The 18,249-nt window shown below is 36.8% G+C and carries 20 protein-coding genes; 3 read left to right on the top strand and 17 right to left on the bottom strand.

The window, feature by feature from the left end:
* Window positions 1-73: 73 nt before the first annotated feature.
* Entirely contained in the window at window positions 74-328 is a 255-nt protein-coding gene (locus CN288_RS02025) for a DUF2624 domain-containing protein (protein WP_026589907.1), read from the top strand.
* A 19-nt stretch (window positions 329-347) separates the two neighbouring features.
* Here CN288_RS02025 and CN288_RS02020 read toward each other — a convergent pair whose 3' ends face one another.
* On the bottom strand, window positions 348-1,244 hold the full coding sequence (locus CN288_RS02020; protein ID WP_026589906.1) for a deoxyribonuclease IV: 897 nt from the start codon (window positions 1,242-1,244) through the stop codon (window positions 348-350).
* Between the two features lie 150 nt (window positions 1,245-1,394).
* Window positions 1,395-2,705, bottom strand: coding sequence for a DEAD/DEAH box helicase (locus CN288_RS02015; protein ID WP_026589905.1), 1,311 nt, complete (start codon window positions 2,703-2,705; stop codon window positions 1,395-1,397).
* 181 nt (window positions 2,706-2,886) lie between these two features.
* Between CN288_RS02015 and vrrA the strand changes: the two genes are divergently transcribed.
* Entirely contained in the window at window positions 2,887-3,519 is a 633-nt protein-coding gene (gene vrrA, locus CN288_RS02010) for a VrrA/YqfQ family protein (protein WP_026589904.1), read from the top strand.
* A gap of 91 nt (window positions 3,520-3,610) precedes the next feature.
* The gene (locus CN288_RS02005) at window positions 3,611-4,558 is read left to right on the top strand and encodes a 4-hydroxy-3-methylbut-2-enyl diphosphate reductase (RefSeq protein WP_026589903.1); all 948 of its coding nucleotides are present in this window, start codon (window positions 3,611-3,613) and stop codon (window positions 4,556-4,558) included.
* A gap of 46 nt (window positions 4,559-4,604) precedes the next feature.
* Here CN288_RS02005 and CN288_RS02000 read toward each other — a convergent pair whose 3' ends face one another.
* The 15 genes from CN288_RS02000 to CN288_RS01930 form a co-directional block, all read right to left on the bottom strand.
* Window positions 4,605-5,726: a Nif3-like dinuclear metal center hexameric protein gene (locus CN288_RS02000; protein WP_090687514.1), complete on the bottom strand. Its 1,122-nt coding sequence runs from the start codon at window positions 5,724-5,726 to the stop codon at window positions 4,605-4,607.
* Window positions 5,723-6,430, bottom strand: coding sequence for a tRNA (adenine(22)-N(1))-methyltransferase (locus CN288_RS01995; protein ID WP_090687516.1), 708 nt, complete (start codon window positions 6,428-6,430; stop codon window positions 5,723-5,725). Before CN288_RS01995 ends, CN288_RS02000 begins: the two co-directional genes overlap by 4 nt.
* A gap of 167 nt (window positions 6,431-6,597) precedes the next feature.
* Entirely contained in the window at window positions 6,598-6,957 is a 360-nt protein-coding gene (cccA, locus tag CN288_RS01990; RefSeq protein WP_026589900.1) for a cytochrome c550, read from the bottom strand.
* Between the two features lie 385 nt (window positions 6,958-7,342).
* Window positions 7,343-8,470, bottom strand: a complete 1,128-nt coding sequence (rpoD, locus tag CN288_RS01985) for an RNA polymerase sigma factor RpoD (protein ID WP_026589899.1) — start codon at window positions 8,468-8,470, stop codon at window positions 7,343-7,345.
* A 59-nt stretch (window positions 8,471-8,529) separates the two neighbouring features.
* Entirely contained in the window at window positions 8,530-10,326 is a 1,797-nt protein-coding gene (gene dnaG / locus CN288_RS01980; RefSeq protein WP_026589898.1) for a DNA primase, read from the bottom strand.
* A gap of 38 nt (window positions 10,327-10,364) precedes the next feature.
* Window positions 10,365-10,823, bottom strand: coding sequence for a YaiI/YqxD family protein (locus CN288_RS01975; RefSeq protein ID WP_026589897.1), 459 nt, complete (start codon window positions 10,821-10,823; stop codon window positions 10,365-10,367).
* Between the two features lie 369 nt (window positions 10,824-11,192).
* Window positions 11,193-12,005, bottom strand: a complete 813-nt coding sequence (locus CN288_RS01970; RefSeq protein ID WP_026589896.1) for a pyruvate, water dikinase regulatory protein — start codon at window positions 12,003-12,005, stop codon at window positions 11,193-11,195.
* Window positions 12,006-12,034: 29 nt separating this feature from the next.
* Entirely contained in the window at window positions 12,035-12,667 is a 633-nt protein-coding gene (locus CN288_RS01965) for a helix-turn-helix transcriptional regulator (RefSeq protein ID WP_026589895.1), read from the bottom strand.
* Window positions 12,668-12,774: 107 nt separating this feature from the next.
* Entirely contained in the window at window positions 12,775-13,521 is a 747-nt protein-coding gene (recO, locus tag CN288_RS01960) for a DNA repair protein RecO (RefSeq protein ID WP_026589894.1), read from the bottom strand.
* 33 nt (window positions 13,522-13,554) lie between these two features.
* A complete protein-coding gene (locus CN288_RS01955) occupies window positions 13,555-13,698 on the bottom strand; it encodes a YqzL family protein (protein WP_000883924.1) in 144 nt (47 codons plus the stop codon).
* A gap of 110 nt (window positions 13,699-13,808) precedes the next feature.
* Entirely contained in the window at window positions 13,809-14,714 is a 906-nt protein-coding gene (era, locus tag CN288_RS01950) for a GTPase Era (RefSeq protein ID WP_090687520.1), read from the bottom strand.
* Entirely contained in the window at window positions 14,707-15,105 is a 399-nt protein-coding gene (locus CN288_RS01945) for a cytidine deaminase (RefSeq protein ID WP_001085019.1), read from the bottom strand. Before CN288_RS01945 ends, era begins: the two co-directional genes overlap by 8 nt.
* Before the next feature lie 103 nt (window positions 15,106-15,208).
* On the bottom strand, window positions 15,209-15,562 hold the full coding sequence (locus tag CN288_RS01940; protein WP_026589892.1) for a diacylglycerol kinase family protein: 354 nt from the start codon (window positions 15,560-15,562) through the stop codon (window positions 15,209-15,211).
* Complete coding sequence (gene ybeY, locus CN288_RS01935; protein WP_026589891.1) at window positions 15,559-16,029, bottom strand: rRNA maturation RNase YbeY; 471 nt, start codon at window positions 16,027-16,029, stop codon at window positions 15,559-15,561. Before ybeY ends, CN288_RS01940 begins: the two co-directional genes overlap by 4 nt.
* Entirely contained in the window at window positions 16,026-18,170 is a 2,145-nt protein-coding gene (locus tag CN288_RS01930) for an HD family phosphohydrolase (protein ID WP_026589890.1), read from the bottom strand. The genes ybeY and CN288_RS01930 overlap by 4 nt, the downstream gene beginning before the upstream one ends.
* Between the last annotated feature and the right edge of the window lie 79 nt (window positions 18,171-18,249).

The raw sequence follows: 18,249 nt of genomic DNA, 5'->3' as shown, positions 1-18,249 counted from the left end.
ATTAGAGTGTGAATATACACAAGCATCCTACACATATATTTCGGTATAAGAACCACTGAAGGAGGACGACATCATGAACCTTATCAAGCACATTGTAAACAAAAAATTAAATCACATGACCACAAAAGAATTATTAAAATATAGTACAGAATATGGAGTTTCCATTACAACTGAACAAGCTGAACAAATTGTCCCTTTAATAAAAGGAAAAAACATCAATATTTATGATACGGGAGAAAGACTAGAACTTTTGAAAAAGATTGCTAAAGTAACTTCTCCATCTACTGCTCAACAAATCAATACGTTATTCCAGAAACTATTAAAATAAGGAGGGAAAATTCCCCTCCTTACTGTTCTTTAACCTTCTCTAGAAGATTTTCATCAAATGAACCATTCTTTAACATTTCAATCTCAAACTTATATGGTGGTTTTTTATCTTTCTTATCTTCACCTACATACGGCGTTTCAAGAATTTTCGGTACATGCTTTAGTTGCGGGTGGTGCACAATGTAGTGCAACGCTTTATATCCAATATGACCGAAACCAATGTTTTCATGACGGTCTTTTCCAGCTCCGCGTACATTTTTACTATCGTTAATATGCAACACTTGCAAGCGGTCAATTCCAACAATCTTATCAAATTCATTTAGTACGCCGTCAAAATCGTTAACAATGTCATAACCTGCATCATGTGTATGACATGTATCGAAGCATACAGATAGTTTTTCGTTATATTTAACGCCTTCGATAATTTTTGCAATTTCTTCAAAACTACGCCCACATTCTGTACCTTTTCCAGCCATTGTTTCTAATGCAATATTCACTGTTTGTTCTGGTGTTAACACTTCATTCAACCCTTTAATAATCTGAGCAATACCAGCATCAGCACCCGCACCAACATGAGCTCCCGGATGAAGTACAATTTGTTTCGCTACCCCTAGCGCTTCCGTTCTTTCAATTTCCAAACGAAGGAAGTCCACACCTAATTGGAATGTTTCAGGTTTTATCGTATTACCGACATTAATAATATAAGGTGCATGGACAATAATTTCTTCGATGCCACTCAGTTCCATATGTCTTCGTCCTGCTTCTATATTCAAATCTTCAATTGGTTTTCTTCTCGTATTTTGCGGTGCACCTGTATAAATCATAAACGTTGTCGCACCGTATGAAACAGCCTCTTCACTTGCTGCTAATAACATTTTCTTACCACTCATAGAAACATGAGATCCAATCTTTAACATCTAATCACCTCTTCAATATACAATAGCTATAATAATAGCATAATTTGTAGAAATATGTAGTGAATTGTTTGCTAGCACAAGAAACCACTATAAAATAAACTTTCCTAGATCACTTCTACTACGAGCGAATAGCAATAAAAAAAGATAANNTTATCTTTTTTTATTGCTATATTTTTTCTTCACTTTTTCACGTTCAGTGGCAAGCTTTTTCTTATATCCCGGCTTAACCTTTTTCGGTTTTTTAACAACTTTAGTCGCCATAATATCTAATTCATTATTCGGCTTTTTGCGACTTTGACGACGACGGCGATCGCCTAAGTCCACCCATTCATCTCCACGTAAATCTACATGGTTAAATGTGATATTCCGTTGTTTCTCTAAGCTATCTAATGCTTCTTCATTTGCTGGGTCATAAATCGTCACTGCAATACCTGAATAGCCTGCACGAGCTGTTCTTCCAACGCGGTGAACGAAGAAATCTAAATCAGAAGGAAGTTCGTAGTTAATTACATGACTGATTCCCTCGATATCAATACCACGTGCTGCTAAATCCGTCGCAACAATATATTGGAATTCTAAATCACGAATTTGTTTCATCATTTTTTTACGATCACGCGGAGATAAATCACCATGAATACGTCCAACTTTTAATCCACGCTCCGTTAATCCATTCGCAACTTCTTCTGCCATCTTTTTCGTATTTGTAAAGACAATTGCTAAATACGGCTTAAATTGAAGTAACATTTTGTTCACTAATTCAATCTTATTACGATGTCTAGAAGGAACTAAATAATGCTCAATATTTCCCGCCGCAACTTGTTTCGGATTAATATGAATGTGCTCTGGATTCTCCATGTATTTTTTCATAAACGGTTTTAATTTTTGAGGAATCGTTGCAGAAAAAACGAGCATTTGCAAGTTTTTAGGCATACGTGCTGCAATTTTATCAACATCTTGAATGAATCCCATATCAAGCATCAAATCTGCCTCATCGACAATGATAGTAGAAGCCGTGTGCACAAATAGTGCTTGTTCTTCTACTAAATCTTTAATACGCCCTGGTGTTCCAACAACAACATGAGGTTGCTTCTTAAGCTTTTCAATGGATCGTTGTTTGTCTGTTCCACCAATTAAACAACGCGCTGTAATCATTTGACCTTCTGCACAAAACTTTGTTAACTTTACAATCTCTTGATAAATTTGTTGTGCTAATTCACGAGTAGGCGCTGTAATAACTAATTGTACCTCTTCTCGTTTTGCATCAATTCTGTTTAAAGTTGGAAGTAAGTATGCGTGTGTTTTTCCAGAACCCGTTTGAGACTGTCCAATTACACTCACACCTTTTTTCACAACAGGAAAAATTTTCTTTTGAATTTCTGTCGGCTCCGAAAAGCGTAGTTCACGAACTGCATCTATTAAAAATGGTTGAAAATTATATTGTGTAAATGTTTGTAGTGTCATAAGTTACACCTTCTTTCTAAAATTTCTACTGCGCGCACAAATCAGTCAAGTCTACATTATATCGAAATCTAATAGTAAAATCCATCTTTAGTTTAGGTTTTTACTTCAAAAACTAACCTTCTTTCTTTTCATTGCATATTGTATGTGTATATACCTAACTAAAGAAAGGAGGATTTCTCTTATGTATCCGAAACCCCCTATGGGGCAAATGTATGCAGGACAACAGCAACCATACAGCCCATATCCCATACCTAATTTACCGCCTATGATGCAAAAAAAGAAAGGATTTCTCGCTAGACTATTCAAAAAACACGATCCAACTCAGCCATTTATGCAAATGGCTCCCCCCTATCGACAAATGGAAGGGCAACCGATGATGCATCAACATCAGCAACCCTATATGCAGCAACCTCAACAAATGATGCCGCCTCAAATGAACGATCCGAATGAAATGCGCGGCTCAGCACCGGTAGCACCTAGCGGCGGTATAGGTAGCTTTTTTTCCAATTTAATCTCCAATCCTACAGGCATGTTAAATAATATTGAAAAGGTTGCTCAAGTCGCTCAATCTGTTGGACCTGTCGTGCAACAATACGGTCCCATTGTCCGCAGTATACCGAGCATCGTAAAAATTCTCACTTCTGGAAAAGGTACTGCTGAAGAATCGGCGGAAGAAGTGGAAGTAATCGCTACACCTCCACCACCTTCACAAGGGAAAAAAAAGAAGAGAATAGTTTTGGAGCCAGTTATTGAAAAAGAGCCCATGAAAGAGAATATCCCGCGTACGGCACCAAAACCCAAACTATATGTCTAACAATCCTTTGTTTTCTGTCCGCTCCTCCTTTATAATGGAAAAGACTATGTACAAAAAAGGATCTCTTGTTTAGAAGGAGAGGATTACTCACATGAAGATTGTAAAAATTTCCCCTCGTGGTTATTGCTACGGTGTTGTTGATGCAATGGTCATTGCACGCAATGCCGCACTAGATAAAACATTACCGAGACCAATTTATATTTTAGGTATGATTGTTCACAACAAGCATGTAACCGATGCTTTCGAAGAAGATGGCATTATTACATTAGATGGTCCAAGTCGATTGGAGATTTTAGACAAAATCGATTCTGGTACTGTTATTTTCACAGCGCATGGTGTTTCTCCAGAAGTTAAACAACGTGCAAAAGAAAAAGGATTAACGACAATCGATGCAACATGTCCAGATGTTACGAAAACACATGACCTCATTGAAGCAAAAAAAGCGGAAGGATACCATGTGATTTACATTGGCAAAAAAGGACATCCAGAACCAGAAGGCGCGGTTGGTATCGCACCTGATATCGTTCATCTTATTGAAAAAGCAGCGGATTTAGAGACACTGGAAATCCCAACAGAGAAAATTTTAGTTACAAATCAAACAACAATGAGCCAATGGGACGTTCAGCACCTTATGGAGGACATTCAGAAAAAATTCCCAACAGCTGAATTTCACAAAGAAATTTGCTTAGCAACACAAGTACGTCAAGAAGCTGTTGCTAAGCAAGCTGATGTTGCTGATTTAACGATTGTTGTTGGTGATCCAAAAAGCAACAACTCAAACCGTTTGGCTCAAGTATCCGAGGAAATTGCCGGTACAAGGGCATACCGCGTTGCAGACGTAAGCGAAATTCAATTAGAGTGGCTGCAAGGTATTGAAAACGTCGCTATTACCGCAGGTGCATCTACACCAACGCCAATTACAAAAGAAGTAATCGCCTTTTTAGAACAGTACGATCCGATGAACCCAGCAACTTGGGAACGCAAACGGAATGTACCGCTTCAAAAAATCTTGCCGCGTGTAAAAGCAAAAAAACAATAAAAAAAATCCGTTGCTAATGGGCTAGCAACGGATTTTTTTATTTTACTTATACAAAAGTAAACGGATCTGTATGTAACTGAGAAGCATGAATTTGCACAGCAAATTTTTTCTCATCTACCTTTTGTTGTAATTGTTTTTGTACACCTTGTTTCATCACTTTTTCCACATTATGTCCTGGGTCAACAATATTTAATCCAAGCATCATCGCATCGTGTGCAACATGATAATACATATCGCCTGTCACATACACATCTGCTCCTTTATATTTTGCTTGCGTAATATATTTATTCCCATCACCGCCAAGCACTGCTACTTTCCGTACTTTATCGTCTAATTTCCCAACAACTCGCGCTCCGTTTACATCTAATGCCGATTTCACATGTTCAGCAAACTTCCCTAATGTCATTTCTTCTTGCAAGTATCCAATCTTTCCAAGCCCCAATGTCTCCCCCTTATTATCAAGCGGGTATACATCGTAGGCAACTTCTTCATATGGATGTGTTGTTAACATTGCTTTTACTACTTTTCGCTCCAGTGAAGCTGGAATAATTGTTTCGATCCTTATCTCTTCCACACGCTCTAACTGTCCAGTTTCGCCTATATAAGGATTTGTTCCGTCCTGAGGTATAAATGTACCTATTCCTTCGCTATTAAACGTACAGTGGCTATAGTTACCGATATATCCAGCTCCAGCATTTCCGAGAGCTTTGCGAACATCTTCAGCATGTGTTACAGGCACAAACACAACAATTTTTTTCATTTCTTCCGAGTATGTCGGAACAAGTACTTCTGTATTTTGCAAGCCTAATGCATCTGCAAGTAAATCATTCACCCCACCTTTTGCGACATCGACATTTGTATGCGCCGCATAAACAGCGATATCATTTTTGATGCAAGTTTCAATAATCCGCCCATACGCCTTATCTGTATGGATTGCTTTTAATGGATTAAAAATAAGCGGGTGATGAGCAATAATTACATTTGCTCCTATTTGAATCGCTTCTTCTACAACCGCTTCTGTAACATCCAGTGCAATCAATACATGCCCGACCTGCTTATTTAACGCCCCAATTTGTAAGCCTATCTTGTCACCTTCCATTGCTAGATGTTTTGGATACATGCTTTCAAATAAAGAAATCACTTCATGACCATTTGGAATTTTACTCATGATAAAACCTCCTCTATCATTTTCATTTTCTCGACTACTTCAATCCGTTTCGCTTTTGTATCTTCCGATTCTGTCGCACGTTCCAGCTGCTTCAAGATATTTTGAAAGTTTTTTAGTTCATTTTCCCATTTTTCTACAAACGCATCACTTTTTTCCTTCATCAAAAATGGTCCGATAAATAGCTCAGCTTGTTTGTCTTCATGATAAGGAGTGAGTGGATCACCTTTTTCTCCCACTAAAATCTCATAAATCTTTCCATCTTCTTTTATAATTTTCTCATGGATAAGCTCCCAGCCATTTTCAATAAACCATTCACGAATATGATGCGCTGCAATATTAGGTTGTAAAATCAAGCGGGTTACACCACTTAGCTTCTCTTTTCCACTCTCTAAAATATCACGAATTAACGCTCCACCCATGCCAGCAATTGTAATAACATCGACTTCTCCTGGTGTAATAACAGCTAGACCATTCCCTTTACGAACATCTACTTTTTCTTGCAAGCCGCTCTCAGCTACCGTAGCTTGCGCAGAACGGAACGGTCCATCTACCACTTCTCCTGCTACTGCCTTTGTAGCAATATTATTTATAATTGTATAGCACGGTAAATACGCATGATCAGAACCAATATCCGCAACTGTAGATCCTACTGGAATCTCCCGTACTACTTCTTCTAATCTTTTGGAAAGCTTCACTTCATTCATTTATTTCCATTACTCCTTCTCTTGTCAGTCTGTCTCCATGATAATGAATTTACAGTAGTTGTTGCAAGTAAAGGAATAAAACAATTCCTTTATCTAATCGTATTCTAGAAAGAAAAGACAAGAAAAACAAGCCTTTTGCTATAAGCAAAAGACTTGTTTTTTAAACTTTATTTTTTCTTCGCTAACCAGTCTGCTACTTTAGAAGCTTGATCTGCCGGAATTAAATTCGGTGGCATGTTTCCTTTTCCTTTTGAAATCACTTCTTTAATTTCATCTTTAGAGAGTTTTCCGCCAATTTTTTGTAAATTCGGCCCCACAGCACCTTGCAACTGATCACCATGACAACTCGTACAATTTTGCTTCACAATGTCCTCTGGTTTTGATGCCGCTTGTGTAGTTTTCCCTCCATTTTTTTTCGCTTCAGCTAGTTCTTTTGATTTATACAATCCCTCAAACGAAAATACAAACATAATAACAATTCCTAGTACAGCAATGAGTGCAAACGGAATCAACGGATTACGTTTCATATTTCTTCTCCCCCCTCTATGCCCCCTAATAATTAGATGATTCAGTTATTTCCATTGTACTTGAAAACGCTCTATCAGAAAAGACAAAACTATCAGTTGTTACAAATATTCCATAAATTCAGTTTATTTACTTTCTTCCTTTTATCACATATTATTTTGATAAATATCAACGCTTTTCATCATATTTTTTGTTTTTCTACATATATTTTTGTATAGAATAAACGAAATTAATCGAAAAATCGAAAAATGAGCATTTGCAAATCAAAAGACAATTCTGTAAAATAAATTACAAGAATTGTAATCGTTACTGACAACTAAATTTTAACAAAAATTAACAAAATAAAAAAGTTTACTTCACAAATGTGAAGTAAACTTAGAAAGAACCCTATTCTAAGAAATCTTTTAGACGTTTGCTACGGCTTGGATGTCTTAATTTACGAAGCGCTTTTGCTTCAATTTGACGAATACGCTCTCTCGTTACGCCGAATACTTTTCCAACTTCTTCAAGCGTACGAGTTCGTCCATCATCTAAACCGAAACGAAGACGTAGAACATTTTCTTCACGATCTGTTAATGTATCTAACACATCTTCTAATTGTTCTTTTAGCAGTTCATACGCTGCATGATCTGCAGGTGATGTTGCTTCTTGGTCTTCAATGAAGTCACCTAAATGGGAGTCATCCTCTTCACCAATTGGTGTTTCAAGAGAAACCGGCTCCTGTGCAATCTTTAAAATTTCGCGTACTTTTTCTGGAGCAAGATCCATTTCTTCACCAATTTCTTCTGGAGATGGTTCACGTCCTAAATCTTGTAACAATTGACGCTGTACACGGATTAATTTATTAATTGTTTCAACCATATGAACTGGAATACGAATTGTTCTCGCTTGGTCTGCAATGGCACGTGTAATCGCTTGGCGAATCCACCAAGTTGCATACGTACTAAATTTAAATCCTTTACGATAATCGAACTTTTCAACCGCTTTAATTAGACCCATATTCCCTTCTTGAATTAAGTCTAAGAAAAGCATACCTCGGCCAACATATCGCTTTGCAATACTTACTACCAGACGTAAATTCGCTTCCGCAAGACGGCGCTTCGCTTCTTCATCGCCTTCTTCAATACGCGTTGCAAGTCGAATTTCTTCTTCAGCAGATAGTAAGTCAACGCGGCCGATTTCTTTTAAATACATGCGAACAGGGTCATTGATTTTCACACCAGGTGGTACGCTTAAATCATTTAAGTCAAATTCTTCTTCTGTCTTTGAGATTTGATGAGTATTAGGACCTTCATCGTTGTCGTTGTCACCAACTAGGTCAATCCCTTGTTCACCTAGATATTCATAATATTCATCCATTTGATCGGATTCAATTTCAAATCCACTCATGCGTTCTGCAATCTCTTCATATGTAAGAACGCCACGTTTTTTTCCGAGCTCAGTGAGTTGTTCTTTCACTTGCTCAAGGGTCATTTCAGTTTCAATTTGTTTAGAACGAGCTGGTTTGTCAGCCATCTGTTCCCCTCCTTACGCGAGATACAAACATTCATTATACTAAAATTTTATCGAAAAAGCTATTTTCTTGCTTTTTGATTTTGTAAATATGCTGCATAATATTTAGCAGCCTCTACAGGATCTGTTTTTTCCATTTGCTTTAATTCAAAGATAATTTTCATCTTTTCAAGCTTTTCCTTATGACGTTTTAACGCCTCTAAATGACCTTGTAACACTTCTTCTGTGTATTCTGGATTAATAAATTCATCCGTTGAAATGTTAGTGATAATATTTTTCAACTTTTCATCAGAGAGCCAGCTTAAGAAATTTCCGATTGAAGGTTCATTTCCCTTTTCATAATATGCGTATAGTTCATATAAAATCCCTTTATGTTCTTCTGTATGAAAATCTTCTATATGAGGTTCAATGCGGAAAGCAACTTCTGCACTTTGTAGCATATGGTAAATGAGCTCTCTTTCTGCCCTTTCAAAACCTGAAAATTTCGGTTTCGCCTGAACAATTTGAGTCAGCTTAGAAATTTGCTTCGTTTGTTTTTGCTGTATCTTTTGTTCTTTGCGATATTGGTGCAATTGGCCTAAAAGTGTTTCCATTGAGTAAGCAAATTCTTGTGATAATGATTTTAAATATGACTCCGCTTGCATTGCATCTTGCAATAATGCTAACTCTTTTAAAACACTTTTCACATATTCTTCTTTACCAGACTCATCTTGCAAATTTTTCCCTAAACGCAAGTAATTTATTTTGAATCCAACAAAACTTATACTAGCCTTTACAAGATTTTCAAACGCCGCTGTTCCATATTGTTGCACATATTCATCAGGATCAAGCTTATCTGGCAATGAAGTAACCTTTATTTGACAACCAACTTGTAATAACAATTGGCCTGCTTTCATTGTCGCTTCTCTTCCTGCTTTATCACCATCATAGCAAAGAACAACAGTTTCAACATTACGCCGCAGAAGTTTCGCTTGTTCTTCTGTTAAAGCTGTTCCCATCGTTGCAACTGATTCTTCAACCCCGCTCTTTACAGCAGCTAATACGTCAGCATATCCTTCAAATAGAACAACTTGCCCTCTTTTTCTGATAAACGGCCTTGCTTGATGGAAGTTATACAGCAACTTACTTTTGTAAAAAATAGGTGTTTCTGGGCTGTTTAAATATTTCGGAGTATCATCTCCTAACGCCCTTCCACTAAACGCTGCAACTTTCCCTTGCAGTGTGTGAATTGGAAACATGACCCTTCCACGAAAACGATCATGATGACTGCCATCCCTCTCACTTCTTACAAGAAGACCTGCTTGTTCCATAAGAGACAGCGAAAAACCTCTTTTTTGCAATATTTTCGCTGCATCATCCCAAGCTGGTGATGCATAACCAATTTCAAACTTCTCAATCATCTCTTTTGTAATACCACGTTTTAATAAATACGAAAGAGCTTCATTCCCCTCTTCTGTATTTACCAATAAATGATGATAATACTTTTTCAGAAGTTCATGTGCTTGTAACATGATGGCATTGTCATCAGATATATTTTCTTGTTGCCCTTGCCCTGATGTATACTCTGCAACCGCAACGCCATTTCTTTCTCCAAGCTTTTGCACAGCTTCTATAAAAGAAAGTCCTTCCATTTTCATAAGAAAAGAAAAAACATTTCCACCCTCTCCACATCCGAAACAATGGAAAATTTGCTTGTCGGATGAAACTGAAAACGAGGGAGAATTCTCACCATGAAATGGACAAAGTCCAAAATAATTGCGCCCCTGCTTTCTCAGCTGAACATACTCACCAATCACTTCTACGATATCGGATGATGTCCGAATCTGTTCAACAACTTCTTCGGGAATTCTGTTCCCCATAACTCCATCTCCGTGTCGTATTTTGTATTCGATACAAATTAAAAGATTCCTTTATAATTCGACAATATTTTTTCTAAATTTGTTAGAAAGTACTGTCGATCACGCTTTGTAAATGATTTTGGACCTTTTGTATAAGTCCCTTGTCTGCGTAGCTTCGCAGATACATACCTACTATATAAAATTGTATCCATTTGCTCATCTGTCACAAATGTACCCCGTGGAGATAATACATATACTCCTTTTTTGACAAGAAGACCAGCAAGTCCCATATCCTGTGTGATCACGAGATCCGAAGCTTTGGCATGTTTATAAATATAAAAATCCACCTCATCTTGCTCAGAATCTACATAAATCCAATTCCCTTGCTGTTTTCTCGAACGATGGGCGTAGGATGCGACAAACAAAATTTCGACATGAAATTTTGTTCCCACTCGCACAATTTCATCCTTCACGGGACATGCATCTGCATCAACTAATATCTTACTGATGTTTTGCATATTTCTGTATTCTACATCCCTTCTGTGAATCCTTCCATAATGTGCGTTTTCTTGTTCAGATTTTTGTCGATTTTACGTAAATATATACCTTTTCCGTAAATCCTATCCCTAGTTTATTCTGAAAAATTAAAGTCTAAACGTAAAATGTACGTTTTTATCACAATTTTTTATTATAATATATTTTCTCTAACTTCGCTACATATCCTTTAAAATTTTATTATTCTATTGATAGGCAATAAATTTTCCTATCTAACATGAATACAGAAGAAAAGAATATAGGTTCAATCATTCTAGCGTGAAATAAAAAATACTAAGAATGCATGCCCTTTATTTTGAGCGAAAAAAGCACATTCACCTTTGGTAAATGTGCTAAAACATTCTTTGGTTTTGCACTGCATTCACAATAATATTCGCCGTTTCCTCAATCGCCTTATTAGATACATCAATTACTTGACAGTTTATTCTACTTACTACTTTCTCAAAGTGATCAATTTCTTCTTTAATACGATTGATATTCGCGTATGTTGCTCCATCACTTAACCCAAGTGATTTTAATCGCTCTTTTCGAATATGATTTAACTTATCCGGCGTAATTTTCAAACCAAAACATTTTTCTTTTGCAACTTGATATAATTCTTCAGGCGGATCTACTTCTGGTACAAGAGGTACATTCGCAACCTTCAATCGTTTATTATGAGCTAAATACTGTGAAAGTGGTGTTTTTGATGTACGGGACACCCCAATTAAAACGATATCAGCCTTTAAAATCCCGCGTGCATCTCTACCATCATCATATTTAACAGCAAACTCGATTGCTTCAATCTTTTTAAAATATTCTTCATCTAATCTGCGGACAACACCTGGTTCATACCTTGGAACTTGTCCTGTAATTTCTTCAATTTGATCAATAAGAGGGCCAATAATATCATAGGCCTCTACTCCCTCTTTTGCCGCTTCTGTTAACAAATATTGACGCATGTCAGGTTTTACTAACGTAAAACAAATCAGCGCTTGGTTACTCTTTGCAATTGAAATTACTTCTTTTAATGTCCCCACATCTTCCACATAGGGTACACGTCTAATATCAGGAGCGAATGGAAACTGTCCCATTGCAGCTCGAACAACTAAATCAGCCGTCTCTCCAACAGAATCAGATACGACATATACGATTTTATTATCCATTACATTACCTCACTTTAAACAAATTACATTTAATCATTGTTTACTAAATTTACAAACGCTCGCGTAATATTTGTTTTTGTAATTCTACCAACAACTTCTAATCCTTGTTTTGTGTCTTTTACAACTGGCATCGCATCAATCTGTCTTTCTATTAATTCCATCGCAACATCATATAGAGAGTCCTCCCTACGACACATTGCGATATTTGGCATCCTAGTCATGATAATATTAACCGGAAGTGATGTTAAATCCTGCTTTCCTAAGCTTGCACGTAATAAATCTTTACGAGAAACTACCCCAACTAGAAGCGTTGCTTGCTCTACAATAAACAAAGTACCTACGTCTTCTAAAAACATAGTGCAAATCGCGTCGTATACGGAAATATTTTTATCAACAACTACCGGCCTAGATTGATAATCTTGCACCTTAACTTTCTTAACTGCTTCTGATAATAACTGTCCCCCAGTTTTCCCTGTATAAAAATACCCCACACGCGGACGTGCTTCTAAATAACCTGCCATCGTTAAAATCGCTAAATCAGGTCTTAACGTTGCACGTGTTAAATTTAACTGTGCCGCAATTGATTCCCCTGTAATAGGACCGTGATCTTTTACAATCTGAATGATATGTTCTTGCCGTTTATTCAGTTCTATGATAATCACCACCTTCAATGCAAAACGAAAAAAGTTATACTATCTCTTAAATATTATATACTAAATATGCTTTTCGAAAAAGAAAGTATGTAAAAAGGACCTACATATGGTCCTCGTTATATCCGAAATTTATCAAGTTGCTCCAGAAAACGTCTTGATTTCAAATAGATTCCACAATATTCATCATAATATGTATTTAATACTGTACGCATTTGTCGCTTCGTTCCATCTTTGACAGATACATTGCCAAGGCGAGCTAAATCAAAATGATAAAAGAGACGTAACAATTTATGAACGGCCTCTCCCACTGGAATACGGTACGGATCTTGCTCAGCATGACGCGAGCACAGAAAACCGCCTTCTCGGACAGAGAAGGCGACAAAATCTGTTTCTTGGTGACAAATGGCACATGTATCAAAATATGGATGCATCCCGAGTACAGGGAGCATTTTCGTTTGATAAATTAACGACAATACTTCGGAATCAACACCCTCACACATATAGTGCAACGTTTGATATAGCATTTCAAATAAGTACGGATTATGTTTCTTATCTTCAGTTGCTTTATCAGTCAATTCAACGATAAATGATGCATATGCAGTTAAAAATATATCCTCACGAATTTCTTTCATCGATGAAATTATTTCACCTTGCTGCAAAGTCCCAAGTCCAGACCCCATTTGAATCAGAAAGTGACCATGTGTCATAAGTTGCGAAATAGATGCTAACCTACTTTTCGGTTTTTTCGCCCCTCTTGCCATTGCACTTACCTTTCCAAGTTCACGGGAGAATATCGTAACAATTTTATTCGTTTCTCCGTAATCTGTTGTCCGGATGACAATTCCCTCAACTTTTTGAAACATGTTCGTCACCATCCAAGGTTTGAACAAAACGGGTCAAGAAATTGGAGAATCTAGATGCGCTAGCTCCTCTTCATGTTGATCCATCTCATCGTTTACGTCTTTTTCCATTTCCTTCAAAAGCAAATACGTTTCAATGCTTCCTGTCTTGGAGAAAAACTTCCAGGTAAAATCTAGCATAAGAATCCACCTTTCTCAGTAAGAGTAGCATATAAACCAATTTCTTTTGTTGTTATTAAAATGACCCATTTTGTCCATTTTCATGTGAGAAAAATTTTTCCTAATTTTTATTAATACTCATCTTCACGGAAACCAAGATCACGAAGCTGGGACATTTTATTGCGCCAATCTTTTTGCACTTTTACCCATACTTCTAAGAATACTTTTGAACCGAGAAGCGCTTCAATATCAAAACGAGCCCGCTTCCCAACTTCTTTCAGCATCTTCCCTTGTTTTCCAATAATAATCCCTTTTTGTGAAGGGCGCTCTACAATAATTGTCGCGTTCACATAGACCGCTCCGCCTTCACGCTTTTGAATCGCATCGATAACAACCGCTACCGAATGCGGCACTTCCTCACGTGTTAAATGGAGCACCTTTTCGCGAATCAGTTCTGCAATAATAAACCTCTCCGGATGATCTGTTACTTGGTTGTCCGGATAGTATTGCGGTCCTTCTGGTAAATACTTCTTAATCGCTCCAATTAACGATTCAACATTATTACCTTCTAACGCAGAAATCGGTACAATTTCTGCAAAATCATGTAACTTACGATATTGATCAATTAATTCCAGCAATTTCTCTGGATGAACTTGGTCAATTTTATTGATTACTAGAAATACTGGTTGTTTTGTTTCTTGTAGTTTTTCGATAATAAATTCTTCACCACGCCCAAAACCTTCAGCTGCGTTGACCATAAACAGCACAATGTCAACCTCTTTTAATGTCGTTTGTGCCATTTTCACCATAAAGTCGCCTAGTTTATGCTTCGGCTTATGTATTCCTGGCGTATCAATAAAGATGACTTGTGAATCATTTTCTGTGTATACACCTTGAATTTTATTACGAGTTGTTTGTGGTTTGTCACTCATAATCGCAATTTTTTGACCGATAATACGATTTAAAAATGTAGACTTTCCAACATTCGGTCTTCCGATTATAGAGACAAAACCTGATTTATAACCTTTTCTATTCATGTAAATCCTCCGCTAAAAATGCTCCTGGTAACAATTCCCCGACCGTCGTCTCCTGAATGTCACCATGTAAATTTGATAAGTATACTTTCGTATCCTGTTTACATAATTCTATCATAACTTGACGGCATGCTCCACATGGAGGTACCGGACGGTTCGTATCTGCTACGACCGCTATCGCTACAAATGCTTTATCTCCTTCAGAAATCGCCTTAAATAAAGCGGTTCTTTCTGCACAATTACATAATCCATATGATGCGTTTTCAACATTACATCCTCGGTATACCTTTCCGTCCTCCGTTAATAATGCCGCACCTACTTGAAACTTAGAATATGGTACGTACGCCTGTTTACGCGCTTCGATTGCTTCTTGAATTAATTCTTTGCTGTTCATGCTCTCGCATCCTTTCCGCTTTCAATTGTGAAAAGATAAAATGAAACTTTTATTAATGGTGTTTTGAACGCTACCAAAGCATAACAAAAACTTTGGAATGCAACTATACCATATAAGGTAAAAAGATAATAGCACCAATTATAACAGCGATAACAGTAAATAACAGTACTGATCCAGCAGCAACATCTTTTGCAATTTTAGCAAGTGGTTTAAAATCTTCAGTAGCTAAATCAACCGTTTTTTCAATTGCCGTATTAACCATTTCCAAACTCATTACAATTCCAATTGTAATGAGTAATATGAGCCATTCCGTTATCGTTACATGGAAATAAAAGCCGCAGCATATAACAATAACTGCGGCCCCAAAATGAATTTTCATATTTCTTTCGTGACGAAGACAAAAGTATATGCCAGCTATAGCATATCCGAAACTATTTATAAGCTTTCCTTTTTTCATCGCCCTAATCCAAATACCTCTAAAATTTCCTTTTGCTTTCCAAACATTTCTTTTTCGTCTTCATCTGTCATATGATCATAACCAAGTAAATGTAGGAATCCATGTAACGCTAAAAAACCTAGCTCACGATCAAAGGAATGTCCATATTCTTCAGCCTGTTCTTTCGTTCTTGGGATAGAAATAATAAGATCCCCTAACATACGTGGCATTTCCGCGCCAACGATCTCCATCTCTCCCTCTCCCATATCCTCCATCGCAAAAGAAATAACGTCTGTCGGTTGATCTTTATCACGATAATCACGATTAATTTCTTGAATACGTTTATTATCAACAAATGTAACAGAAAGCTCTGTTCCATCTTCTACGTTCTCCATTCGTGCGGCTTGCTCTAACAAATCGCGAATCATATTCACATATTCTTCTTTCACTTCTTCTGTTTCATCAAAAAAATCTATTAACAAACTCATTCTTTCACCTTTTCTTCCGGCGGCTCCGGATATTTAATACGAGAATGGAAAATACCGTTTAACGTTTCACACAAAGTTTTTCCAACAATTTGTAATTCTTTAAATGTCAAATTACATTCACTAAATTGGCCATCCTGCAAGCGATCTTTTATAATACTTTGTACTAAATTATTAATTTGTTCTGGTGTTGGATGGTTCATGGAACGCACTGCCGCTTCAACGCTGTCAGCAATCCCAACAATCGCAGATTCTTTTGACGTCGCTTTTGATCCTGGATAACGGAACATTTCTTCTGTATATTTCTCTTTATCTTCTTTAATTGCTTTATAGTAAAAATATTTAAGTAATGTTGTTCCATGATGCTGTCCTGCAATATCAATAATTTCTTGTGGAATATGATGTTCTTCTAACATTTTTACTCCATTTGTCACATGAGCAATGATAATATCTCTGCTCGTTTCAGGATCTAATTTATCATGCGGGTTTTCAATCCCCATTTGGTTTTCTATAAAGAAATGAGGTTGCAGCGTTTTTCCGATATCGTGATAATACGCACCAACACGTGCTAAAACTCCATTTGCTCCAACCGCCTCACAAGCTGCCTCAGAAAGATTAGCAACCATAACGCTATGATGATACGTTCCCGGTGCTTCTAATAAAATCTTACGAAGGAGTGGATGATTCGGGCTTGAAAGCTCCATAAGCTTCATACTTGATACAATACCAAGACCACTCTCTAAATACGGTAAAATACCCATAGCTAAAATAGATGAAATGATACCAGAAGCTGCAGCCATTAATAATTGCGAACTAATTTCAAGCGGTGAGAAATTTCCATTTCGTAAAAGTAATAGGGCAGCTAATACAACTACATTCAAAACGGAAACAAGGATACCAGCTTGCAAGATCATTGTACGTCTGTTTTTCTCTCTCAAAAAGATGCTAACAGATAAAGAACTCAGTAAAACGTAAATACCTACACTATAATTCAGTGTACTCGTTACACCTTCATTAAACAGGATACTCCCACATACAGAGAAGATCATACTTGTTATAAAAACAAAACGATCACCAATCATTAATTTTACCAATATTGTTCCCATCGCGACCGGAACAACATACGCGATTCCTGCATATTCCAACTTTTGAAACAAACTAATAATTTTCATCAAAACAACTGTAATTGCTACAATTGTTGTATACGCTAAAATATACGGTTTTTCTTCTCTTTTCAATTTTAAAAACGATTCAAATTGTTTATGCATAAAGAATACGAGTACACCAATAATGATTGCTAATCCTACAAATGGTTGGAATGTATTCCCTTGTTCGAGAAGTCCAACCAATTTTAACTGATCGTATACTTCTCTTGTAATTGTGTCGCCTTCCTTAACCAGAATTTGTCCTTGTAAAATATACACTGGTGCTACCGCATCCATCGCCATTTGCTTTCGTTCTTTTGTAGCAACTGAATCATAGAAATAATTCGCTTCAATTGCATATTTTCCAAGTACATTAAGTGCTTCTTTCAAATCACTATTTACATTAACATTGCGTATTTCATTAACAAATCGTTCTCTCGCATCATTTTCTTCATTCATTTTAATGTGCGTACTCATAATATTATTAATTGCTGTTACCACAGCATCCCTCGCCAATGACAATTGATCTGGCTCAGCATTTACAAACTGCAACAGTACAGAATCAGATAAACTTTTTGTCAAATCAGCCGGCAATTTCTTTTTAAGCTTTTCTAATCGTTCCGCAGCAGAAATCTTTTTCTGTTCATCAGGACCGGCAGGCTTCGTTTCAGCTTCCACTTCTTTTATCGCATCAAAGACAGAATTTACAATATCCACTTTATTTTGCTTATATTCGCTTCGATATGTATATTGATCTTCAATCTTTTGAGCGGCTTCCCTCTTTTTTCTATCTGTCGTTACTTTATCTTCAATTTTAATAGGAGAGTGGATTGTTTGTTTAGAAATAGATAGCATTTTAACATCTAGTTGTTCTGGTTTCACATTGTTCATAAGTGCAAAAAACAGTACCGCTCCTAATAAAATATAAGAAATCCAGCTTAATTTTTTCGAATGTTGTATGTTACGAAACCACCTAGAAATTTCTTGAGATCTTGACATGATTTCAATACCTTCTCCTCTCCAGACATAAAGTGAAACTTTAATTAATCGAGAACTTTCTTCATCTCCACTAATGATT

Origin of the sequence: Bacillus sp. AFS023182 (assembly GCF_002560575.1) — a bacterium.
Classification (GTDB): domain Bacteria; phylum Bacillota; class Bacilli; order Bacillales; family Bacillaceae_G; genus Bacillus_A; species Bacillus_A arachidis.
The sequence above is the reverse complement of the archived record's forward strand: the minus strand, read 5'-3'. Positions and strand labels throughout refer to the sequence as shown.